Below are 23,537 nucleotides of genomic sequence, written 5' to 3' on the forward strand. Positions count from 1 at the left end.
TTTCCTTACCGCTCGATCAGCGCAATGCGCTTGTTGTACCAGTTCATCAGCAGGGAAATGCTGATACTGATCGCCAGGTACACGCTCATGGTGATGGCAATCACCTCGATCGCCTGGCCGGTCTGGTTGAGCACGGTCCCGGCAAACAGCGAGACCATTTCCGGATAACCGATACCGGCCGCCAGCGAGGAGTTCTTCGCCAGGTTCAGGTATTGGCTGGTCAGCGGCGGGATGATCACGCGCAGGGCCTGCGGAATGATCACCTTGCGCAGGGTCGGACCGTTGCGCAGGCCGAGGGAATGCGCCGCTTCGGTCTGGCCATGGCTGACCGACTTGATGCCCGAACGCACGATCTCGGCGATGAACGCTGCGGTGTACACCGTCAGGGCCAGGGTCAGCGCCAGCAGTTCCGGGATCAACACCCAGCCACCGACGAAGTTGAAGCCTTGCAGTTTCGGCATTTCCCAGTGCACCGGTGCGCCGAAAATCAGCGCGCACAGCGCAGGAATGACCAGGAACATCGCCAGACCGACCCAGAACTTGTGGAACGGCACCCCGGTGGCTTCGAAGCGCTTGGTCGCCCAGCGGCTCATCAGCACGATGGCGACGATGGCGACTACAACGCTGATCACAAACGGCCAGAAACCATCCGCCATCAACGCCGCCGGCATGTTCAGGCCGCGGCTGCTGACAAAGAAGGTGTCGCCGAAGTTATGACTGTTGCGCGGCCCCGGCATGGTCAGGAACACCGCGAAGTACCAGAACAGGATCTGCAGCAGCGGCGGAATGTTGCGGAAAACTTCCACGTACACCGTCGCCACCTTGGCGATGATCCAGTTCTTCGACAGTCGCGCCACACCCACGATGAAACCCAGGATCGTCGCCAGGATCACACCGATGAAGGTCACCAGCAAGGTGTTGAGCAGGCCGATGACAAACACCCGGGCGTATGTGTCCGCTTCGGTGTAGTCGATCAGGTGTTGAGCGATGCCGAAACCGGCACTGCGCTCCAGAAAGTCGAACCCGGAGGTAATGCCCCGGTGTTGCAGGTTGGTTTGCGTGTTATCGAACAGAAACCAGCCCAGCGAGACCACCGCGATAATCGTGATGATCTGGAATACCCAAGCACGCACGCGTGGATCGCTGAGGCTGAGCCTCTGCTTTGGCGCGCCGATTGAATTTTGCATGAAGTGCCCCGCAAATAATGGAACAGAACATCACCCGGTGGTTGGCCCACCGGGTGATAGAACCATCAGCGCACTGGTGGTGCGTATTGAATGCCGCCAGCGTTCCACAGAGCGTTCAGCCCGCGGTCGATTTCCAGCGGAGTACTCTTGCCGAGGTTTTTCTCGAACACTTCGCCGTAGTTGCCGACTTGCTTGACGATCTGCACGACCCAGTCTTTCTTCACTTTCAGGTCTTTGCCGTATTCACCGTCGGTACCCAGCAGACGGGCAACGTCAGGGTTCTTGGTGCCCTTGGCTTCGGCTTCGACGTTCTTCGAAGTGATGCCGGCTTCTTCAGCGTTGAGCATGGCGTAGCCAGTCCAGCGCACGATCGCCAGCCACTCGTCGTCGCCATTACGCACGACCGGGCCCAGAGGTTCCTTGGAAATGGTTTCCGGCAGAACCACGTAGTCTTTCGGCGAAGCCAGCTTGCTGCGCTGGGCGAACAGCTGGGATTTGTCGGAGGTCAGTACGTCGCAACGACCGGATTCCAGCGACTTGGCGCTTTCATCGGAGGTGTCGAAGGTGATCGGGGTGTATTTCAGGCCGTTGCCGCGGAAGTAGTCGGAAACGTTCAGTTCGGTGGTGGTACCGGCCTGGATGCAGATGGTTGCACCGTCCAGTTCCTTGGCGCTCTTGACGCCCAGCTTGTTGTTTACCAGGAAGCCGATGCCGTCGTAGTAGGTAATGAAGCCCGGGAATTTCAGGCCCATGCCCGCGTCGCGGGAGCTGGTCATGGTGGTGTTGCGCGACAGAATGTCGATTTCGCCGGACTGCAACGCGGTGAAGCGCTCCTTGGCGTTCAACTGGCTGAACTTGACCTTGGTCGCGTCGCCGAAGACAGCCGCCGCTACTGCACGGCAGTAGTCAGCATCGATACCGACGATCTTGCCGGTGGAATCCGGAACCGAGAAGCCTGGCAAGCCATCGCTGACGCCACACTGCACGAAACCTTTCTTCATCACTGCATCCAGGGTTGCGCCCGCCTGGGCAAACCCGCTGACACCGAGTACTGCGGCTGCAGTCACGATAGCCAGGGTGGATTTCAACATCTTCATTCAAACCTCCAGTTTTGCTCTTGTTGTGTCGGAGCGTGAGTCCTGTCGCACCCTTTTGAGGCGTAGTCGACCCGTGTTGGCTTGTTTTGGGGTCAACCGACGTAAGACGTTAGCTATGAGTCTAGTAGGAGAAAATCCACGTCATGGAAAACTCACTCTCACCAGTCGGCCGAACGGGCTGTAGCCCTTTCACGTTCGCGAAGCCCCGTAGCGGCCATTGGCGAACATCCATCACCGGATTCATTGCTATCCCACAGTCGGCAGTACACTGATAGTGTTACCGCCGGGCGCGAGATGGGTTGCACCGTTTCCCCATAGCAAAGCCCGTACCACACCGCTCGCCGAAGCGGTTCAGCTGCAGGTCAATAGCAAAACTTGTACGCTTGCGACACTTTATTAACGGATCAACCTGACGCGCACTTTGATCACGCACTTATATGTACGCGCACGCACAACATTGGAGCAGATATGACCGAGCCCTTGATTCTTCAGCCCGTAAAGCCCGCAGACGCCTGCGTTATATGGCTGCACGGCCTGGGCGCCGATCGATACGACTTCCTGCCGGTGGCCGAAGCGCTGCAGGAAACCTTGCTGAGTACCCGCTTCGTTCTCCCGCAGGCACCGCATCGCCCTGTCACTATCAACGGCGGCTACGAGATGCCGAGCTGGTACGACATCCTGGCCATGAGCCCGGCGCGCGCGATCAACCGCGAGCAGCTGAAAGAGTCGGCGAACCGTGTCATTGAATTGATAGAAGTGCAGCGAGCCAGCGGAATAGACGCCTCGCGGATCTTCCTGGCAGGTTTTTCCCAGGGCGGCGCCGTGGTTTTACACACCGCATTTCTGAAATGGCAGGGCCCGTTGGGTGGCGTCGTTGCCCTTTCTACTTATGCACCGACCTTCAGCGACGAACTGCAACTGTCCGCCAGCCAGCAGCGGATTCCGGTGCTGTCGATGCACGGCCAGTACGACGATGTGGTGCAAAACTCGATGGGGCGTAGCGCCTACGAGCATTTGAAGCTGCGTGGTGTCACCGTGACATGGCAGGAATACCCAATGGGTCACGAAGTGTTACCCGAAGAAATTCGCGACATCGGCGTCTGGCTCGCCGAGCGCTTGCGTTAAGCATTTGTGTTTAAAAACACCCTTTGATCCATCCCACTACGCCGCGCCCGATTCTTGCATTACACTGCCCGGCGTACATTCCTTAATCAATTGATGAGATGACCGTGCTCAAAGCACTCAAGAAAATGTTCGGTAAAAGCGAGACTGAGCAACTCGCGCCAGTTCCCAGCCCTGCGTCTCACGCTCCCGGCCACCGCACCGACGGTAATCAGTCTGAACGAGCCACCGCCACGGCGGCACCCAAGCATGAGCCGAAGACCGCAATGGCTGACCTGCCTGCGGCGATAACAGCCCCGGAACAGCCGCTCAGCGAAACGCCAAAACCCGCCAGACCGCGCCGCGAACCCAAGCCAAAGGCACCGGTCATCCCATGGAAACTCGAAGACTTCGTCGTCGAGCCCCAGGAAGGCAAGACCCGCTTCCACGATTTCAAACTCGCCCCGGAACTGATGCACGCCATCCAGGACCTGGGCTTCCCGTATTGCACGCCGATCCAGGCACAGGTACTGGGCTTCACCCTCGCGGGCAAAGACGCCATCGGCCGCGCCCAGACCGGTACCGGCAAGACCGCTGCGTTCCTGGTCTCGATCATCACCCAGTTGCTGCAAACCCCGCCGCCGAAAGAGCGCTACATGGGTGAGCCACGGGCACTGATCATCGCACCGACCCGCGAACTGGTAGTGCAGATCGCCAAGGACGCCGCCGACCTGACCAAGTACACCGGCCTCAACGTCATGACGTTCGTCGGTGGCATGGACTTCGACAAACAGCTCAAGCACCTCGAGGCCCGCCACTGCGACATCCTCGTGGCCACGCCGGGCCGCCTGCTGGACTTCAACCAGCGCGGCGACGTACACCTGGACATGGTCGAAGTGATGGTGCTGGACGAAGCCGACCGCATGCTCGACATGGGCTTCATCCCGCAAGTGCGCCAGATCATTCGCCAGACGCCGCCGAAGTCCGAGCGTCAGACGCTGCTGTTCTCCGCGACCTTCACCGAAGACGTGATGAACCTGGCCAAGCAATGGACCACCGACCCGTCGATCGTCGAGATCGAGTCGCAGAACGTGGCCAACGAAAACGTCGAGCAGCACATCTACGCGGTGGCCGGTGCCGACAAATACAAACTGCTCTACAACCTGGTCAACGACAACGGTTGGGAGCGGGTGATCGTCTTCGCCAACCGCAAGGATGAAGTACGACGCATCGAAGAACGCCTGGTGCGTGACGGTATCAACGCCGCGCAACTGTCCGGCGACGTGCCGCAGCACAAGCGCATCAAGACCCTCGAAGGCTTCCGCGAAGGCAAGATTCGCGTACTGGTCGCCACCGACGTGGCCGGTCGCGGCATCCACATCGACGGCATCAGCCACGTGATCAACTTCACCCTGCCGGAAGTGCCGGACGACTACGTGCACCGCATCGGTCGTACCGGCCGCGCCGGTGCCGACGGTGTGTCCATCAGCTTTGCCGGTGAAGACGACTCCTACCAGCTACCGTCCATCGAGGAAAAGCTGGGGCGCAAGATCAGCTGTGAAACGCCACCGACGCATCTGTTGCGGGCCGTTGAACGCAAGCGCCCGCATTAAGGGACGCTGAAAAGACAAGCGCAGCCGGAAACGGACTGCGCTTTTTTTTCGTCCGGCTTTTTTTCAACAGGAGCTTGCTGTAGATATCTAAAAGTCCATAATAGACAAATTAGTTTACTCTCAGCTCCGGAGCCGACCATGTCCAGCACGCCCCAAGTGATCCCCCAAGCCCAGGCTCGCGAGCTACTGGCGCAGGTCGATGTGCCACAGATCCTGCGCAAACTGTTCCGCGACCTGGCCGCCGGGCAAGCCGTACAACCGGCGCAGCAACTGGTGGAATTTCCACAGGGCGCCGGCGACTTCATTAACTACTTGGGTGTGCTTGCCGGAGAAGGCGTATACGGAATCAAGACGTCGCCGTACATCGTCCGTGAGCAGGGGCCGCTGGTGACGGCGTGGACGTTGTTGATGTCGATGCAGACCGGCCAGCCGCTGCTGCTGTGCGATGCCGGCGAACTGACCACCGCGCGCACCGCGGCGACCACCGCCGTCGCGGTCGATGCCCTCGCACCACTCACAGCCAATCGCCTTGCCATTATTGGCAGCGGCAAAGTGGCCCAGGCGCACCTGCATTACGTGAAAGGCCTGCGCGACTGGCAGAGCATCAGCCTGTACTCGCCGAGCGTGAGCGAAGACGCCGAAACCGTGCGCCTGCTGAAAAACATCGAGCCACGCCTGAACATCGTCGACAGTCGCGAAGCTGCCGTTCAGGACGCCGACGTGATCATGCTCTGCACCTCGTCCGCCGGTCCGGTGATCGATCCTTCGAGCTTGCGCAAACCGGCGTTGATCACCTCCATCAGCACCAATGCGCCGCGCGCCCATGAAGTGCCGCCGCAAAGCCTCAACGACATGCAGGTGTTCTGCGACTATCGCCTGACCACCCCGGGCTCGGCCGGCGAAATGCTGATCGCCGCCGAACGGCACGACTGGGACAAGGGCGCGATTGTCGGCGACCTGCCCGACCTGCTCAGCGGAAAAGTCCTGCGCCCTGATTACGATCGCCATGTGTTTTTCCGCTCCATCGGCCTGGGCCTGGAAGACATTGCGCTGGCCAACGCGATCTATCGCCTCACGCACTGACACCAAATTCATCCTGTAGGAGCTGCCGAAGGCTGCGATCTTTTGACTTTGCTTTTGAAAAGATCGCAGCCTCGTTTCACTCGTCAGCTCCTACAAGAGATCACCATAAATCCGGCATTTACGCCCCAACAGGAGACGTTCATGAGCCAGGCAGATTTCATCATCATCGGCGGCGGGATTGCCGGTGCTTCCACGGGTTTCTGGCTTTCGCAGCACGGCCGCGTGATCGTGCTCGAGCGCGAATCCCATCCGGCCTATCACTCCACCGGCCGCTCGGCGGCGCTGTATACCGCCGCCTACGGCACCCCGCAAGTGCGGGCATTGACCCTGGCCAGCCGGGACTTTTTCGACAACCCGCCCAGTGGTTTCTGCGAACACCCGCTGCTGACCCCGCGCGGCGAAATGACCGTGGACTTGACCGGTGACCCGGACGAGCTGAACAGGCAATACCAGAGCGCAAAAACCACGGTGCCGGAGATGCAGTTGCTCGACGCCGACGCGGCCTGCGCGTTAGTACCGATCCTGCGCCGGGAAAAGGTCCACGGCGCCATCTACGACCCGACCGCCAGCGACATCGACACCGATGCCCTGCACCAGGGCTATTTGCGCGGCATCCGCCGCAACCAGGGCGAAGTGCACACCGACAGCGAAGTCGTCAGCCTGAGCCGCGACAGCCAGGGTACATGGCACGTCCAGACCGGCAGCCAGACCTTCAGCGCACCGGTCATCATCAACGCCGCCGGCGCCTGGGCCGACAAGGTCGGCCAACTGGCTGGCGCCAATCCCCTGGGCCTGCAACCCAAACGCCGGGCCGCGTTCATCTTCGCCGGTCCCGAAGGCGTGGACATCCACCACTGGCCGATGCTGGTCAGCCTCGACGAATCCTTCTACATGAAACCCGATGCCGGGATGTTCCTCGGTTCACCGGCCAACGCCGACCCGGTGGAACCCCACGATGTGCAGCCCGAAGAGCTGGACATTGCCATGGGCATCTACCAGATCGAAGAAGCCACGACCCTGACCATTCGCCGCCCGACCCGCACCTGGGCCGGCCTGCGCAGCTTCGTCAGCGACGGCGACTTGCTGTCCGGCTTCGATCCACAGGTACCGGGGCTGTTCTGGGTCGCGGCACAAGGCGGTTATGGCATCCAGACCTCACCGGCCATGGGCCAGGCCAGCGCGGCACTGGTGCGCGGTGCCGCGTTGCCCGAGTCGCTCGGCCATTTCGGGCTGAATGCCGAAATGCTCTCCCCTGCCCGCCTCGGCGGATCCTGATCCTCAGGTGACGTGCCCACACGATTACGGCACACTTTCAGCGCCCCTTTGATGGGGCGCTGACGCTGCCTGGAGTTCCACTGTATGAACGCTCCCGAAAAAGACTCGGCCCTGGACGACACATCCCTGGATAACTTCCACGCGATTGCCGACGCCATCGCCACGTTGTTTTTCCCCCACGCCGAAGTGGTGCTGCACGACTTGCGCACGCAAAAGGTCGACTACATCGCCAACAACCTGTCCAAGCGGGAAATCGGCGACGACTCGGCGCTGGAAGACATGCTCAGCGACGATGTCAGCGAACGAAACATCGGGCCGTACGAAAAGCTCAACTGGGATGGTCAGAAGATTCGCAGCCTCAGCACGGTGCTTCGGGACAGTGAAGGTCGTCCACAGGCGGTGCTGTGCATCAACCTGAATATTTCGTTGTTCGAAAATGCCAAGGCCGCCCTGGACCTGTTCCTGTCGCCGACCAAGCTGATCCCGCAACCGGATGCGCTGTTTCGCGATGACTGGCAGGAGCGGATCAACACCTTCCTCCACGCCTGGCTGCGCGAGCGGCAGTTGAGCCTGAATCTGCTGACTCGCGACCACAAGCGCGAACTGGTGCTGGCGTTGCACGCCGAAGGCGCGTTCAAGGGCAAAAGCGCCTCGAACTACGTGGCCAATGTGCTGAACATGGGCCGGGCGACGGTGTACAAGCATTTGAAGGAATTGAAGGGCTGAAAATCAAAAGATCGCCGCCTGCGGCAGCTCCTACAGTGAAACGCATTCCCCTGTAGGAGCTGCCGCAGGCTGCGATCTTTTTGATCAATCGCCGTAAATGTCGGACTTGAAATACTTGTCCGAAATCTTCTGGTACTCACCACTGGCACGAATGCCATCAATGGCCGTGTTCAGCTCGCTGACCAGTTCGGTATTGCCCTTGCGCACGGCAATCCCGGCACCCTCGCCCACATATTTCGGATCTTTCAGCTCCGGCCCGGCAAAGGCGTAACCCTTGCCGCGTGGCATCGACAGGAAGTCATTGAGTGGAATGGTGTCGGCAAAAATCGCATCGAGGCGACCGGCTGCCAGGTCCATGTAGATTTCTTCGTTGTTGCTGTAGCGCTTGACGTTGATGCCCTTTGGCTCGAACACCTCGGTGGCGTAACGGTCGGTCGTGGTGGCGCGCTGCACGCCGACGGTCTTGCCCTTGAGGCTGGCGTACTGGTCATCCACCACCGCGCCATCCTTCATCACCAGGCGCGACGAAGTGAAATAGTACTTGTGGGTGAAGTCCACCGACTTCTTGCGGTCTTCATTGATGGTCATGGACGACAGCGCCATGTCGATTTTCTTCACCTTCAGGGAAGGAATCAGACCGTCGAACTCACCTTCGACCCACACACACTTGACCTTCATCTGCGCGCACAGGGCATTGCCGATGTCATAGTCGAAACCGACGATTTCACCTTTGTCGGTTTTCGAGGCGAACGGTGGATACGCCGCTTCGATACCGATGCGCAAGGTTTTCTCGGCGGCGAACACAGAGCTGCACGCCAACAGGCTCAGGGCCAGACCGGTGATGAGGGGGAACTTCTTCATGTTCGTTTTCTCGCGGTTGTTGTTGGTTTGGCAAGACAGAAGAAAAAGCTGAAACGGGTGGAAGCCTTTTTTGTACTTATAATTCCATACTGGACTTTTATGTATAATTCGTCAATGAGGCAAATGCAGCCCGTTCCGGCCGATGGTCAGGTGGTGGTTCTGCAAGGTATTGGATGAGTCAGATGGCCCCTTCGTCGGAACGCCGCCCGGACCAAGCCCGCTCCCACAGGGTTCTGTGTCGTACACAAAATTTGTGTTCAACCAGATCCATTGTGGGAGCGGGCTTGCTTGCGAAGGCTGACTTGAGAACGCCGCAGAAACTACTGCTTCCAGCGATCCGCCGCCGCATGATCACTGTCACGCCCCTCAACCCAACGCGGCCCGTCACTGGTGATTTCTTTCTTCCAGAACGGCGCACGGGTTTTCAGGTAGTCCATGACAAAGGCGCAGGCGTCGAATGCCGCCTGACGATGGGCGCTGGCCGCGCCAACGAAGACAATCGGCTCGCCCGGCTCCAGGGCGCCGATGCGGTGCAGCACTTCCAGCTTGAGCAACGGCCAGCGCTGCTCGGCCTCGATGGCGATCTTTCCGAGGGCCTTTTCAGTCATGCCCGGATAGTGTTCGAGGAACATCCCGGCCACATCGAGGCCGTCATTGAAGTCGCGTACGTAGCCGACAAAACTCACCACCGCACCCACGCCGACATTGGCATCGTGCATGGCATTGACTTCGGCACCCGGGTCGAACGCGGTGGACTGCACGCGAATCGCCATGGCTCAGCCTCCGGTCACAGTCGGAAAGAACGCCACTTCATCGCCCTCACTGACCGGCTCGTCGAGCTGGCACAGGTCTTCGTTGCGGGCGCACATCAGGTTTTGCTCGCTCAACACCTCGGCACCGTCACGTTGGGCCAATAGCGCACGGACGTCGTCGACGGTGGCGAAGTTGCCTTCCACTTTCACCGAGTCCAGACCCAACGCTTCACGATAACGGGCGAAAAACTTCACGGTAACGTTCATGACTGCTCCGCCTGGAAATGGCCGCTCTTGCCGCCGACCTTCTCCAGCAGACGCACGCTTTCGATGGTCATGCCCCGGTCCACGGCCTTGCACATGTCGTAGATCGTCAGCGCGGCGACGCTGGCGGCGGTCAGGGCCTCCATTTCAACGCCGGTCTGCCCGGACAGCTTGCAGCGCGCCACTATACGCACCGAATCGTCGCCTTCGGCACTGAGCTCGACCTTGACGCCGGTGAGCATCAGCGGATGGCACAGGGGAATCAGATCACTGGTTTTCTTCGCCGCCTGAATGCCGGCAATGCGCGCCACGGCAAACACATCACCCTTGGGGTGGCCGCCGCTGACGATCATCTGCAGGGTTTCGGGCAGCATGCGCACCAGCGCTTGAGCGGTCGCCTCACGGAACGTCACGGCTTTTTCAGTGACGTCGACCATGTTGGCGCGACCTTGGGAATCGAGATGAGTCAGCACGGGATTACTCCTGATCAGGAGCGTCGATTGTAAACCTGCGGGTCAATTTTTCGCACGCTTGATTATCGGCACACCACAAACCAATGTGGGAGCGAGCTTGCTCCGGGCGGCGTTCCGACGATAGTGGCCTGTCATTAACCCGAGATGTCGACAGACACACCGTCATCGCGAGCAAGCTCGCTCCCACAGGTTCTTCATACACACGGACTCGGTGGACAGCTTCAGATGCGATTCCTTATTAAGTTTTAAAAACACAAATTAAAGTCATACCAAACAACAGAAAGAAATGTAACAAAAGCCTACTGAAAATTCGCTTTTCCTGACATCACTGATCAATTTTAATGGGTGCACCAGCCGATAAGTTACTGATTATTTTATAACAAATTTCGACGTGAGAATTCTCCGTAAGTACGCACTCATGGCCCGCCATGAAACTTCCTACAACTAAATATTAGACCGATTTGTTAATTCGAGAAAAAATGACCAGCAAAGCTAACGATCTTAAAAATTTCAGCACTGAGGTATCGCATCAGGTTTTTTCTACTGACCTCCGGCAGCAGCTCAACGGGGCAGGTCCTACACTTCAACCATGGTGGCACACGGGAGGCCAGTCATGCCAGCGCGGACAATTCACTCAGGAAAACACATCGTAATCTCTCACTGCCGGGACTGCGACATCCCTGGCTACATGATTATTTCTCTTAAGCGGGACATATCAAGACTCGCAGAACTAAGTTCGGCGGAAAGCGCTGAACTGATGAAAGGTTTAGCACTTACGGAGCGAGCCTTAAACACGCTATTTTCTCCTGAAAAAATATACATAATGCGTATTTCCGAGCTCAATCATGAGCTACATTTCCATGTTTTCCCCAGGTATGCCTCCGTGACCAAATTATATTTGGCGGAACACAATGAACGCATTATTGATGGCCCCTTCTTTTTCAGCTGGACGCGAAAAAAAGTTCAGTAGCTCACAGCCTGAGCCGACCCAAGAGGTATTGAACGCTCAATCAATTCTTACGGAAACCCTCAAGGGCTTTTTTTCGCAATCTCTGTAAACAAGACTGCTTTCGGCCCCAGGCTTTGCAGAAACACATTCATCGGTATTGGGTCTGCCCTGAGGCGCGGACCTTTACGTCGCGTACAAAAAAACCGGGCGACCTTGCGGCCACCCGGTTCCGATGGACAGTTACAAATGCGATTCGGCGTATTCGGCCAGGATCGAGCGTGGTACCCCTTGCAGGGTGATGTGCACCCCGTTCGGGAAGTCCTTGAAGCGTTCAGTGAGATAGGTCAGCCCGGAGCTGGTCGCGGACAGGTATGGGGTGTCAATCTGCGCCAGGTTGCCCAGGCACACCACTTTGGAACCGGCGCCGGCACGGGTGATGATGGTTTTCATCTGGTGCGGCGTGAGGTTCTGGCATTCGTCGATCAGGATCAGGCTCTGCTGGAAGCTGCGGCCCCGGATGTAGTTGAGGGATTTGAACTGCAACGGCACTTTGCTGAGGATGTAGTCAACGCTGCCATGGGTGCTTTCGTCATCCATGTGCAAGGCTTCGAGGTTGTCGGTGATGGCGCCCAGCCACGGCTCCATTTTTTCCGCTTCGGTGCCGGGCAGGAAACCGATTTCCTGGTCCAGGCCCTGCACACTGCGGGTGGCGATAATGCGCCGATAACGCTTGCTGACCATGGTCTGCTCGATCGCAGCGGCCAGCGCCAGGATGGTTTTACCCGAACCCGCGGCACCCGACAGGTTGACCAGGTGGATGTCCGGATCGAGCAAGGCGTACAACGCCAGGCTCTGATAGATATCACGCGGCTTGAGCCCCCAGGCTTCCTGGTGCAGCAGCGGTTCCTGGTGCAGGTCGAGGATCAGCAAGCGGTCTTCTTCAATCTCCTTGATCCAGCCGACAAAGCCCTGTTCATCAATGATGAACTCGTTGATGTGCACCGCCGGCAGGTTGTCGATCAATTGCACCTGATGCCAGGTGCGGCCGTGGTCCTGACGGGTTTCGACCTTGCTCACGCGGTCCCAGAAAGAGCCGGTCATGTTGTGGTAGCCGTTGGGCAGCAAGGACACGTCGTCGACCAGTTGGTCGGTGCTGTAGTCCTCGGCCGCGATCCCGCAGGCGCGCGCCTTGAGGCGCATGTTGATGTCTTTGGTGACCAGCACCACGGGCTTCTTCGGGTCGCGCGCGTGCAGGTCGATCAGCTGGTTGATGATTTTGTTGTCGTTCAGATGCTCGGGCAGAATCAGGTTCGGCTCGGCATGCTTGCTCATCAGAATTGACAGCAAACCCTTGGGTCCGCTTTTGCCACGCTGGATCGGCACACCCTGCTCGACATCCTCGGGTGAGGCATCGCCCAGAGTCTTGTCGATCAGGCGGATGGCCTGGCGGCATTCGGCGGCTACGCTGTGATGCCCGCTCTTGAGCTTGTCGAGCTCTTCAAGCACGGTCATCGGGATCGCGACGTGGTGTTCTTCGAAGTTAAGCAGCGCGTTTGGATCGTGAATCAATACGTTGGTATCGAGTACATAAAGGATTGGCTGGTTGGAAGAAGAGCTACGTCCGTGATCATCCATACTCGGTCACCTTTGTGGGAGCCATTCGACGCAATACCTTGACGGTGCTGCGCCTCGAAGTGACTGCCGAATACACCTGCGGGGACTCAAGTGTTCTGCATACATGCGGGGTCTTGGAAGACGCCACCTGTGTTGCAGGTTTCGGCGGTCTGTCTTCGTAATACTCCAAAACGTGTGACAGAAAAAAGTACTTTGACGCTTTTTTGAAGTTTATTTTGCAGATTGACCAATAGCACTTGGCGGACTGCCATCACCCGTTTAAAGTCGGAAGTCCACCTGCAACGAATCCCCTTCCAAAATCGGCAAAAACCCAATGTTTACGGGGTTTTGTCATTTTCAGCGAAACGCATCCTGGCAATCCTCCCAGCCGATCCCGACAGGCGCCGTTTGTGTGACCAGCCACGGCAATGCCGTTTTCACTGCATCCTGTTTCACATTGAAATTGATCACCCCGTGCCGCCACAGCAGCATCAGGGTCAGCACCCGTTGCGCACTCGGGTTGCCCTTGAGTTTGCCGGCACCGTCCTGGGCGTCGATGTCCCACAGCGCTACCTGCAGCCCCTGAGTCTTGAAGAAGCCTTCAGCATCGGAGCGGCGCTGGCCATCGGGCGGACGGAACAGGGGCACGTAGTTCTCCGGCAGCTTGCTCTTGACCAGTTCGGCGCTGCGGCGCACCGAGTCCTGCCAGTCCTGCCAGTGGCTGTGGGAACGGAACTCCCAGCCTTGTACGCCGATGCATTGGCTCGAGTAGGTCTCTTGCAGGTTGCTCACCGAAGCGTCGGCCAAACGCGCCTGGATGTCCTTGCCGAGGACGAAGAATGTCCCGCTCAGGTTCGACTTGCGCAGGTACTCGGCGACCCAGGCAGAGTTATCCGGCGCGGCGTTGGCGGCGCTGTCGAAGGTCAGCAGAAACAGCCGGTCATGCATTCCGTCACCGCTGCGCTCATAGTCGCCAAAATGATCGACTTCGCTGCTGGTTTGCGGGAACAGAGCGGCCTTGCGCAACTGTTCGTCCAGGTATTGGGTGTGGAACACACGGCTCGGCTCGGCCCACTTGATGTAGTAGCTGTCTGCGCCGACCTGGAACCTGGCAGCCTGCTCGCGCAAGGTGGGCATGTCTTCGACCAGGAAACAGAAGGAGGCATCCTGGTCGCAGCTCTGCTGGGCGAAGTTGTAGTTGGCCAGCAGCCGTTGCCACATGCGCTGGCGAACCCGGTTGACCGACTCCAGATTGATCGTGCGCAGGCCCAGGCGCTGGGCCAGGCCGGGTTCATCCAGCGCCTCGCTGGCCAACAGGACGCTGGAAAACATGAGGATCTCGGCTCTGGACGCCACGTCGAACAGCGTCGGATTACCGAGTTTTTCCGGCCAGGTGCTGCGATCGAGCGTCGCCACATCACCCGGTGCCGCGACGGCGCCAAAGCTCAGTAGCCAGATCGAGATGAGAAAAGCGATACGCAATGGGATGTCTCCATAACAAAACCCGCGCGGCACTATATCCCGGGAAGATCAAAAGATCGCAGCCTACGGCAGCTCCTACGCGATCCGATTCCATTTTTGAGCCAACCCGGTCCCGTAGGAGTTGTCGAGCGAAGCGAGGCTGCGATCTTGTCCCATGACACCACCGATCACCTATCACGCTCATAGCTGGAGTCAACACGAACAACCCCCTAGAATCGCCGCCACGATTAAAGGAGACGACTTCATGCTGATGGTGATTTCACCCGCCAAGACCCTCGACTATGAAACACCGCCGGCGACCCAGCGCTTCACCCAGCCGCAGTACCTGGACCACTCCCAGGAGTTGATCCTGCAATTGCGCGAGCTGACACCCGCGCAAATCAGCGAGTTGATGCACGTCTCCGACAAGATCGGCGGGCTCAACGCCGCGCGTTTCGGCAGCTGGACGCCCGCGTTCACCCCGGAAAACGCCAAGCAGGCGTTGCTGGCCTTCAAGGGCGATGTGTACACCGGCATGAATGCGCAAACCCTCAGCGAAGCCGATTTCGACTACGCCCAAAAACACCTGCGCATGCTCTCGGGCCTCTATGGCTTGCTGCGCCCGCTGGACCTGATGCAACCCTATCGCCTGGAAATGGGCACCAGGCTGGCCAACGCCCGAGGCAAGGATCTGTATGCCTTCTGGGGCTCGCGCATCAGCGAATGGCTGAACGAAGCCCTGGTCGATCAGGGCGATGACGTGCTGCTCAACCTGGCGTCCAACGAGTACTTCTCGGCGGTCAAGCGCAACGCCTTGAACGCGCGCATCATCAATACCGAATTCAAGGACCTGAAGAACGGCCAGTACAAGATCATCAGCTTCTACGCGAAAAAGGCCCGCGGCTTGATGAGCCGCTTCGTCATCGAAGAACGCATCAATGACCCGGCCACCCTCAAGCAATTCGACGTTCAAGGCTATCGCTACAGCGCCAAACAGTCCAAGCCGGACAATCTGGTGTTTCTGCGCGATCACGCACCAGAGTGATGCATCCGGTCGGCGCACGACCTTCACACCCGCTCGTGCGCCGACCCTCGACTCACTTCAGCCTTCCCCGCCTTTTCGCCATTTTCATGGCGCCAGAAAAACACCACCCGATTTTCTAACTTTAGTTTCACTCGACTTCAATCATTTTTTTGCGTAGTGGCACTGACTTTTTTTAACAGTGGTGGCACAAAAATATCCCAGCCAATGAACCGCCTATATATAAAGGGCGAAACGGCAAGTGCTATCAATTTGAGAGCAGTGCCATCTTTCACAATATTTCAAGAAATTTCAGATTTCGCGATGAGCGGACTGGAACTATGTCCAAACGCGCCGCTCATACCACCGGTAACGATTCTCGCCGAGCGTGTACGAGATAACTTACGCAGATAAGCGATTCATGTTGCGAAGTTGAAACACTAACTTGCGCTGACTAATCACTGATTTGGACAACAGCAATCGGACAGGAGATAACGCGGTATGACTATCCCCTACAAGGCCACGACAGCGCCCCATATAAACGTGCTCACCCGAGCACCCAACCGCTTGATCCACGGGCTTTCGGCCTGACATCAAGCGTACAAGGCCGTTGCACCCGCATCCTTCCGACAGGAGGATCGGCTGCATAACAGGGCAAATCATAACAACAAGGCCTAGTTGCGCACACTTTGAGTGCACTTATTTAGACACTCGTAACTTATATGCCAGCACAGGGCATTGTCGTGCCTGTAAGGCACACTTGCGAGTGCACTAAAACACGCTGAACACCATTAACTCCGGCCATCTAATGGCTTGATGTATACAGGCTTGATAACAGAGAGGTAATTGCGATGCGCATCAGCATTTTTGGTTTGGGTTACGTCGGCGCAGTATGTGCCGGTTGCCTGTCTGCACGGGGCCATGACGTCGTTGGCGTCGATGTGGCCAAAGACAAGATCGATATGATCAATGCCGGCAAATCGCCGATCGTTGAACCGGGCCTGGGTGAACTTCTGGCCCAAGGCATCCAGACAGGTCGTCTGCGTGGCACCACCAACTTCGCCGAGGCGATTCGCGACACCGACCTGTCGATGATCTGCGTGGGCACGCCAAGCAAGAAGAACGGCGACCTGGAACTGAACTACATCGAGGCCGTATGCCGCGAAATCGGTTTTGTCCTGCGCGACAAGACCACCCGCCACACCATCGTCGTGCGCAGCACCGTGCTGCCGGGCACCGTGGCCAACGTGGTCATCCCGATTCTCGAAGACTGCTCCGGCAAGAAGGCCGGTGTTGATTTCGGCGTGGCCGTGAACCCTGAGTTCCTGCGCGAAAGCACCGCCATCGCCGACTACGACCAGCCGCCAATGACCGTCATCGGCGAATTCGACAAGGCGTCCGGCGACGTCCTGCAATCGCTGTACGAAGAGCTCGACGCACCGATCATCCGCAAGGACATCGCGGTCGCCGAGATGATCAAGTACACCTGCAACGTGTGGCACGCCACCAAGGTCACCTTCGCCAACGAAATCGGCAACATCGCCAAGGCGGTCGGCGTCGACGGTCGCGAAGTGATGGACGTGGTCTGCCAGGACAAGACCCTCAACCTGTCCCAGTACTACATGCGCCCAGGTTTCGCCTTCGGCGGCTCGTGCCTGCCAAAAGACGTGCGTGCCCTGACCTACCGCGCCGGTTCCCTCGACGTGGAAGCGCCGTTGCTCAACTCGCTGATGCGCAGCAACGAATCCCAGGTGCAGAACGCTTTCGACATCGTTTCCAGCCACGACAAACGCAAAGTCGCCCTGCTGGGTCTGAGCTTCAAGGCCGGCACCGACGACCTGCGCGAAAGCCCGCTGGTCGACCTGGCGGAAATGCTGATCGGCAAGGGCTACGACCTGAGCATCTACGACAGCAACGTCGAGTACGCCCGCGTTCACGGTGCGAACAAGGACTACATCGAGTCGAAGATCCCTCACGTCTCGTCCTTGCTCAACTCCGACTTCGACGCGGTGATCAACAACTCCGACGTGATCATCCTCGGCAACCGTGACGAGAAATTCCGCGCCCTGGTGCAGGACGTTCCACACGGCAAGCAGGTGATCGACCTGGTGGGCTTCATGTCCAAGGCCACCAGCACCAATAGCCGGGCCGAAGGCATCTGCTGGTAACGCGGTATCTGTAGGAGCTGCCGCAGGCTGCGATCTTTTGGCGCCGGCGTGATTGCTGAAGATCAAAAGATCGCAGGCTTCGCCAGCTCCTACAGGGATTCTGGCGTCATCCAGAGCGGGTGCCGCCAGTTTTCACAGGCCTGCCTTAACCCCATCGGGCCACCCCAAAGGCTCGCCCGAGATCGAGACGGATGCAGATTATGCACAGGCTAAAGCACGGCCTACTCCAGGCCGCCGGTTGGCTGTTCTACCTGAGTTTACTGATGGGTCTCGCCATGGCGTTGCCCGTGTCCACGTTCGACTCCGAGTCGAAGGACTTCATTTTCCTGATTGGCGCCGTGGGTATCTGGCGCTACTCGATGGGTGCCACTCACTTTGTGCGCGGCATGATTTTTCTGTACATCGTCTACCCGTACCTGCGGCGCAAAGTGCGCAAGCTGGGCAAAGCGGCTGACCCGTCCCACGTGTTCCTGATGGTCACCAGTTTCCGCATCGATGCCCTGACCACCGCGCAGGTCTACAGCTCGGTGATCCGCGAAGCCATCGACTGCGGCCTGCCGACCACCGTGGTCTGCTCCATCGTGGAAATGTCCGATGAGCTGCTGGTCAAAAGCCTGTGGAACCGGATGAACCCGCCGTCCCGGGTCAAGCTCGACTTCGTGCGCATTCCCGGCACCGGCAAACGCGATGGCCTGGCCTACGGCTTCCGCGCCATCTCCCGGCACCTGCCGGATGATCGCGCCGTGGTCGCTGTCATCGATGGTGACACCGTGCTGGCCGAAGGCGTGGTGCTCAAGACCGTGCCGTGGTTCCAGCTGTTCGGCAACGTCGGTGGCCTGACCACCAACGAATTCTGCGAAGTGCGCGGCGGCTACATCATGAGCGAATGGCACAAGCTGCGTTTCGCCCAGCGCCACATCAACATGTGCTCGATGGCCTTGTCCAAGCGCGTGCTGACCATGACCGGCCGCATGTCGGTGTTCCGCGCCACCGTGGTCACCAACCCGGACTTCATCGCCGACGTGGAAAGCGACTCGCTGCAACACTGGCGCCTGGGCCGCTTCAAGTTCCTTACCGGCGATGACAAGTCGAGCTGGTTCAGCCTGATGCGCCTGGGCTACGACACGTTCTACGTGCCCGACGCGGCGATCAACACCGTTGAACACCCGCCGGAAAAGAGCTTCATCAAGGCCAGCCGCAAACTGATGTTCCGCTGGTACGGCAACAACCTGCGGCAGAACTCCCGTGCCCTGGGCCTGGGGGTCAAACGCCTTGGCGTGTTCACTTCGGTGGTGCTGTTCGACCAGCGCGTGTCGATGTGGACCTCGCTGCTGGGCCTGACCGTGGCGTTGATCGCCAGCTTCAAGTACGGCACCGCGTTCATCCTGGTGTACCTGCTGTGGATCGGCATCACCCGGTTCATCCTGACCTTGTTGCTGTCGTGCTCCGGACACCGGATCGGCCCGGCCTACCCGGCAATTCTCTATTACAACCAGATAGTCGGCGCGCTGGTGAAGATCTACGTGTTCTTCCGCCTCGACCAACAGTCCTGGACTCGCCAACCCACTTCCCTGACCCGTGATCTCGCCAGCTTTCAACGTTGGTTCAACACCTGGTCGTCTCGGACCATGACCTTCTCTGCCGGCAGCATTTTTGTCGCCGTGCTGCTGTTGATGGTCTGACCGAACTCGCCTGAATTAACTAGGAAAACGCCCCCTATGAATACCGCCGTCAACGCCAACGTAGTGCACGAATCCGAAGCCCAGCGCCAACACGCCCGAGTGAAAATCCCGGCCAAGTTGCGTTTCTTCGGCCCTGACCGGACGCCGGTCGAAGCCCGGGTGATCGACCTGTCCGCCGGTGGCCTGGCATTCAACGCCGGTCAGTTGCCGCTGAAGGTGGGTGACGTGTACAAGGCCCGCCTGCAATTCGTCATCGACAACCTCGGCCTGGCCATGGACGTCGAGTTGCAGGTCCGCTCCTTCGACCGCGAGACCGGACGCGCCGGCTGTCAGTTCCAGAACCTGGAACCACGGGACATCTCGACCCTGCGCCACCTGATCACTTCGCACCTGGCGGGCGACATCGTCAGCGTGGGTGAAATGCTGGCGACCCTGCAGCGCGACAACTTCACCAAGGCACGCAAGACGAAGGACGGCGGCCACGGCATGTCCGCGTTCGGCCGCCTGAAAGCCGTGACCTTCAGCCTGGGGATCTTCGTTGTCGGCGTGGCTGCATTCGGCTTTGTCTTCAAGTCGGTGTACGGCATGTACTTCGTCAGCCATGCCCAGGCCGGCCTGGTCAGCGTGCCGGGCGTGAACATCACCATGCCCCGCGACGGCACCGTGCAGAGCCTGGTGAAAGCCGACGGCGTGGCCGCCAAGGGCGCACCGCTGGCAACCTTCAGCACCAGCATGCTCGACGTGCTCAAGGGCCATCTGGACGAAGACCAACTGCAACCGGCCAAGGTTGAAGAACTGTTCGGCAAGCAGATGACCGGCACCCTGACCTCGCCTTGCGACTGCACCGTGGCCCAGCAAATGGTCGCCAACGGTCAGTACGCCAGCAAGGGCGACGTGATCTTCCAACTGGTCCCGCGGGGCGGCGAAGCCAATGTTGAAGCGCGCTTCTCCTATCGCCAGTTCGGCGACGTGCGCCCGGGTACTTCGGTGCGCTTCCAGATCGCCGGCGAGGACAAGAGCCGCACCGGCAAGATCGTCAGCAGCACCAGCCTGAAAAGCGCCGATCTGTCTTCGGACATCCGCGTGCTGATCCAGCCGGACGAAACCCTGGACAGCTCCCTCGCCGGCCGCCCGGTGGAAGTGAACAGCGACCGTGGCCCGAACCTGAACTGGCTGATCGACAAAGCCATGGCTGTCGGTCTTTAAGTCGAGGACATGCCTGTGACTACTCCAACCCTCAACACGCCGCCGACCCTGTGGGAGCGAGCTTGCTCGCGATGGGATCGACGCGGTCTGTCTGATGCACCGAGTCGCCTGCTTCGCGAGCAAGCCCGCTCCCAAATGGGCTCTTTGTGTGCCGTTGCATTGGCGGTGAGCCTCGCCGGTTGCGCCGGCCTGCCCGACCAACGCCTGGCCAACGAAGCGCTAAAGCGCGGTGACACCACCACTGCCGCGGCGAACTACCGGCAACTGGCAGACCTGGGCTACAGCGAAGCCCAGGTCGGCCTGGCCGATATCCAGGTCGACAGCCGTGACCCGGCGCAGATGAAACAGGCCGAGGCGACTTACCGCGCCGCAGCCAGCGTTTCGCCGCGCGCCCAGGCACGCCTCGGTCGTCTGCTGGTGGCCAAGCCCGGTTCCACCGAAGCGGAACAACACGAAGCCGAAACCCTGTTGAAAAAAGCCGCTGCGGCAGGTGAAGGCAATACGCTGATCCCGTTGGCGATGCTGTACCTGCAATACCCGCACAGCTTTCCCAACGTGAACGCCCAGCAGCAGATCAGCCAATGGCGTGCCGAGAACAAACCGGAAGCGGGTCTGGCGCAAGTGCTGCTCTATCGCACCCAGGGTACCTACGACCAGCATCTGGATGACGTGGAAAAAATCTGCAAGGCCGCGCTCAACATCAGCGATATCTGCTACGTCGAACTGGCCACGGTCTATCAGAAACAGGCCAAGCCAGAGCAACAGGCCGAGCTGATCAAGCAGATGCAAGCGGCTCATGCCCAAGGCACCGTTTCGGCGCAGCGCGTCGACAGCGTCGCCCGCGTGCTCGCCGATGCCTCCCTGGGCAAGACCGACGAGAAAACCGCGCAGTCGCTGCTCGAACCGATCGCACCGGGCTACCCGGCATCGTGGGTCACCCTCGCGCAATTGCTCTACGACTTCCCGGAACTGGGCGACGTCGACCAGATGATGAAGTACCTGGACAACGGTCGCGCCGCCGACCAGCCTCGCGCCGAACTGTTGCTGGGCAAGCTCTACTTCGAAGGCAAACTGGTGCCGGCCGACGCCAAGGTCGCCGAAGCGCATTTCCAGAAAGCCGTCGGCCGTGAAGTCGCTGCCGATTACTACCTCGGCCAGATCTATCGCCGTGGCTACCTGGGCAAAGTCTACCCGCAGAAGGCTCTCGACCATCTGTTGACCGCTGCGCGCAACGGCCAGAACAGCGCCGACTTCGCCATTGCCCAACTGTTTTCCCAAGGCAAGGGCACCAAGCCTGATCCGCTGAACGCCTACGTCTTCAGCCAACTGGCCCTGGCCCAGAACACTCCGCAAGCCACCGAGCTTGCGCAAACAATCCAAACGCAATTGCCGCCCGACCGGTTGGCCGAAGCCCAACGCCTGCTGAAACAAGAACAGGCCGTGCGCGGTGCCCTGAGCCCGAACACGCCGGAAATGCATGCCCTGCAAGAAGAAGATGGCGAGGAATCCCAATGAAGTTGAATCCATTCATGAAGGCCGGTATTGGCCTGACATTCGCGCTGATCTGGTCTTGCCCGACGCTTGCTGCGATGACTGAAGAAACCAAGAACTTCGGCCTGGACGTGAAAATCACCGGCCAGTCCGAAGATGACCGCGACCTCGGCACCGCTCCCGGCGGCGACGTCAATGGCGTCGGCCTCGACCTGCGTCCGTGGGTCTACGGCGAAAGCGGCGCGTGGAGCGCCTACGCCATGGGTCAGGCGGTGACGTCCACTGACATCATCGAGACCGACACCCTGCAACAATCCGATGGCGCCGAGAACACCGACAACGGTGATCGCGAGACCAAGAAAAACTACCTGGCCATGCGTGAGTTCTGGGTCGGCTACAGCGGCTTCACGCCCTACCCCGGCGAGATCCTGAAGTTCGGTCGCCAGCGCCTGCGCAATGACGACGGCCAATGGCGCGACACCAACATCGAAGCCCTGAACTGGACCTTCGACACGACCCTGCTGCGCGCCAACGTCGGTATCGCCGAACGCTTCAGCGAGTACCGCACCGACCTCAAGGAATTGTCGCCACAAGACAAGGATCGCCTGCACGCCTACGCCGATGCCGCGTACCAGTGGACACCGGGCAACTGGGTCGGCATTCGCGGTCATCACACCCATGACAACGGCAAGCTCGATTACCCGGAGCCGGGTGTACCGACCGATTCGCTGGACAAGAAACAGAACGGTGACATCAGCTGGCTCGGCCTGACCGCCGACAGCGACGCCTACAACTGGCGCAACACCAACACCGTCAATTACTGGGGCAGCATCACCGGCATGAGCGGCGACATCGACAAGGTCAATCCGCTGAACGCCGACGGCACGCCGCCAACTGAAGCCAAGCGCGGTGAAGACCTCAACGGCTGGGCCACCGATGTCGGCGTGCGCTTGCGCCTCGATCCGCAATGGCAAGTCGGTGCCGCCTATGCCCGCGCCAGCGCCGACTACGAACAGAACGGTCTGGAAAGTAACCGCTCGAACTACACCGGCACCCGCTCGCGCGTGCACCGTTTCGGCGAGGCCTTCCGTGGCGAAATGAACAACATGCAGAGCGCCACCCTGTTCGGTTCGTGGATGCTCAACGACGAATACGACGCCAGCCTGATCTACCACAAGTTCTGGCGTGTCGACGGCAACAAGCCGGTCGGCAGCAATGGCATCAACGCCGTCGAGAACAACACCGACGATGTGACCGGCGCGATCCTCTCCAGTACTTCGCTGCCACTGAACGATGGCGAGAAAGACCTCGGTCAGGAAATGGATCTGGTGGTCACCAAGTACTTCAAGCAAGGCTTGTTGCCGGCGTCGATGAGTCAGGCGATCGATGAGCCTTCGGCCCTGGTGCGCTTCCGTGGCGGCGTGTTCAAGCCAGGCGATGCGTACGGCAAGGAAGTCGATTCGTACATGCACCGCGCGTTCATCGACGTGATCTGGCGCTTCTGATGCAAACC

General features: G+C 59.3%; 20 protein-coding genes. 12 read left to right on the top strand and 8 right to left on the bottom strand.

Going from position 1 to position 23,537, the window contains the following annotated elements; translation table 11 throughout:
* Positions 1-5: 5 nt before the first annotated feature.
* On the bottom strand, positions 6-1,187 hold the full coding sequence (locus ACM6IT_RS26110) for an amino acid ABC transporter permease (RefSeq protein WP_056726177.1): 1,182 nt from the start codon (positions 1,185-1,187) through the stop codon (positions 6-8).
* A gap of 65 nt (positions 1,188-1,252) precedes the next feature.
* A complete protein-coding gene (locus tag ACM6IT_RS26115) occupies positions 1,253-2,284 on the bottom strand; it encodes an amino acid ABC transporter substrate-binding protein (protein WP_007972676.1) in 1,032 nt (343 codons plus the stop codon).
* 468 nt (positions 2,285-2,752) lie between these two features.
* Between ACM6IT_RS26115 and ACM6IT_RS26120 the strand changes: the two genes are divergently transcribed.
* The 5 genes from ACM6IT_RS26120 to ACM6IT_RS26140 all read left to right on the top strand — a co-directional run bounded on the left by ACM6IT_RS26120 (position 2,753) and on the right by ACM6IT_RS26140 (position 8,082).
* Complete coding sequence (locus tag ACM6IT_RS26120; RefSeq protein WP_414914592.1) at positions 2,753-3,409, top strand: alpha/beta hydrolase; 657 nt, start codon at positions 2,753-2,755, stop codon at positions 3,407-3,409.
* Between the two features lie 98 nt (positions 3,410-3,507).
* Positions 3,508-4,998 (top strand): ATP-dependent RNA helicase RhlB, encoded by a 1,491-nt coding sequence (rhlB, locus tag ACM6IT_RS26125; protein ID WP_056726179.1) that lies wholly within the window; start codon positions 3,508-3,510, stop codon positions 4,996-4,998.
* A 138-nt stretch (positions 4,999-5,136) separates the two neighbouring features.
* The gene (locus tag ACM6IT_RS26130; RefSeq protein ID WP_414918979.1) at positions 5,137-6,081 is read left to right on the top strand and encodes an ornithine cyclodeaminase family protein; all 945 of its coding nucleotides are present in this window, start codon (positions 5,137-5,139) and stop codon (positions 6,079-6,081) included.
* 141 nt (positions 6,082-6,222) lie between these two features.
* Positions 6,223-7,356: an NAD(P)/FAD-dependent oxidoreductase gene (locus ACM6IT_RS26135; RefSeq protein WP_409078406.1), complete on the top strand. Its 1,134-nt coding sequence runs from the start codon at positions 6,223-6,225 to the stop codon at positions 7,354-7,356.
* 84 nt (positions 7,357-7,440) lie between these two features.
* On the top strand, positions 7,441-8,082 hold the full coding sequence (locus ACM6IT_RS26140) for a transcriptional regulator (RefSeq protein WP_056726182.1): 642 nt from the start codon (positions 7,441-7,443) through the stop codon (positions 8,080-8,082).
* A gap of 84 nt (positions 8,083-8,166) precedes the next feature.
* Here the strand turns inward: ACM6IT_RS26140 and ACM6IT_RS26145 are convergent, their stop codons facing one another.
* The 4 genes from ACM6IT_RS26145 to moaC all read right to left on the bottom strand — a co-directional run bounded on the left by ACM6IT_RS26145 (position 8,167) and on the right by moaC (position 10,432).
* Complete coding sequence (locus tag ACM6IT_RS26145) at positions 8,167-8,943, bottom strand: ABC transporter substrate-binding protein (RefSeq protein WP_056726183.1); 777 nt, start codon at positions 8,941-8,943, stop codon at positions 8,167-8,169.
* Positions 8,944-9,263: 320 nt separating this feature from the next.
* Positions 9,264-9,716, bottom strand: a complete 453-nt coding sequence (moaE, locus tag ACM6IT_RS26150) for a molybdopterin synthase catalytic subunit MoaE (RefSeq protein ID WP_046041968.1) — start codon at positions 9,714-9,716, stop codon at positions 9,264-9,266.
* 3 nt (positions 9,717-9,719) lie between these two features.
* A complete protein-coding gene (gene moaD, locus ACM6IT_RS26155; protein ID WP_075945584.1) occupies positions 9,720-9,962 on the bottom strand; it encodes a molybdopterin converting factor subunit 1 in 243 nt (80 codons plus the stop codon).
* Positions 9,959-10,432, bottom strand: coding sequence for a cyclic pyranopterin monophosphate synthase MoaC (gene moaC, locus ACM6IT_RS26160; RefSeq protein ID WP_056726185.1), 474 nt, complete (start codon positions 10,430-10,432; stop codon positions 9,959-9,961). Before moaC ends, moaD begins: the two co-directional genes overlap by 4 nt.
* A gap of 613 nt (positions 10,433-11,045) precedes the next feature.
* Between moaC and ACM6IT_RS26165 the strand changes: the two genes are divergently transcribed.
* Positions 11,046-11,402, top strand: a complete 357-nt coding sequence (locus ACM6IT_RS26165; protein ID WP_414918980.1) for an HIT family protein — start codon at positions 11,046-11,048, stop codon at positions 11,400-11,402.
* A 219-nt stretch (positions 11,403-11,621) separates the two neighbouring features.
* Here ACM6IT_RS26165 and ACM6IT_RS26170 read toward each other — a convergent pair whose 3' ends face one another.
* Positions 11,622-13,016, bottom strand: coding sequence for a PhoH family protein (locus tag ACM6IT_RS26170; protein ID WP_008050144.1), 1,395 nt, complete (start codon positions 13,014-13,016; stop codon positions 11,622-11,624).
* Between the two features lie 336 nt (positions 13,017-13,352).
* A complete protein-coding gene (locus ACM6IT_RS26175; protein ID WP_414918981.1) occupies positions 13,353-14,477 on the bottom strand; it encodes a polysaccharide deacetylase family protein in 1,125 nt (374 codons plus the stop codon).
* A 244-nt stretch (positions 14,478-14,721) separates the two neighbouring features.
* Here ACM6IT_RS26175 and yaaA point away from each other — a divergent pair, with 244 nt between their 5' ends.
* The 6 genes from yaaA to ACM6IT_RS26205 all read left to right on the top strand — a co-directional run bounded on the left by yaaA (position 14,722) and on the right by ACM6IT_RS26205 (position 23,529).
* On the top strand, positions 14,722-15,501 hold the full coding sequence (gene yaaA, locus ACM6IT_RS26180; RefSeq protein ID WP_414918982.1) for a peroxide stress protein YaaA: 780 nt from the start codon (positions 14,722-14,724) through the stop codon (positions 15,499-15,501).
* A gap of 827 nt (positions 15,502-16,328) precedes the next feature.
* A complete protein-coding gene (locus ACM6IT_RS26185; protein WP_046041959.1) occupies positions 16,329-17,645 on the top strand; it encodes a nucleotide sugar dehydrogenase in 1,317 nt (438 codons plus the stop codon).
* Between the two features lie 200 nt (positions 17,646-17,845).
* Positions 17,846-19,327, top strand: a complete 1,482-nt coding sequence (gene alg8 / locus ACM6IT_RS26190) for a mannuronan synthase (protein WP_409078410.1) — start codon at positions 17,846-17,848, stop codon at positions 19,325-19,327.
* Between the two features lie 36 nt (positions 19,328-19,363).
* Positions 19,364-20,533, top strand: a complete 1,170-nt coding sequence (locus tag ACM6IT_RS26195) for an alginate biosynthesis protein Alg44 (protein ID WP_056726190.1) — start codon at positions 19,364-19,366, stop codon at positions 20,531-20,533.
* Positions 20,534-20,548: 15 nt separating this feature from the next.
* The gene (gene algK, locus ACM6IT_RS26200) at positions 20,549-22,048 is read left to right on the top strand and encodes an alginate biosynthesis TPR repeat lipoprotein AlgK (protein ID WP_414918983.1); all 1,500 of its coding nucleotides are present in this window, start codon (positions 20,549-20,551) and stop codon (positions 22,046-22,048) included.
* Positions 22,045-23,529, top strand: coding sequence for an alginate export family protein (locus ACM6IT_RS26205; protein ID WP_056726192.1), 1,485 nt, complete (start codon positions 22,045-22,047; stop codon positions 23,527-23,529). Before algK ends, ACM6IT_RS26205 begins: the two co-directional genes overlap by 4 nt.
* The last annotated feature ends 8 nt before the right edge of the window (positions 23,530-23,537 follow it).

Origin of the sequence: Pseudomonas sp. IT-P4 (genome assembly GCF_949767755.1) — a bacterium.
GTDB classification, from domain to species: Bacteria; Pseudomonadota; Gammaproteobacteria; order Pseudomonadales; family Pseudomonadaceae; genus Aquipseudomonas; species Aquipseudomonas monachiensis.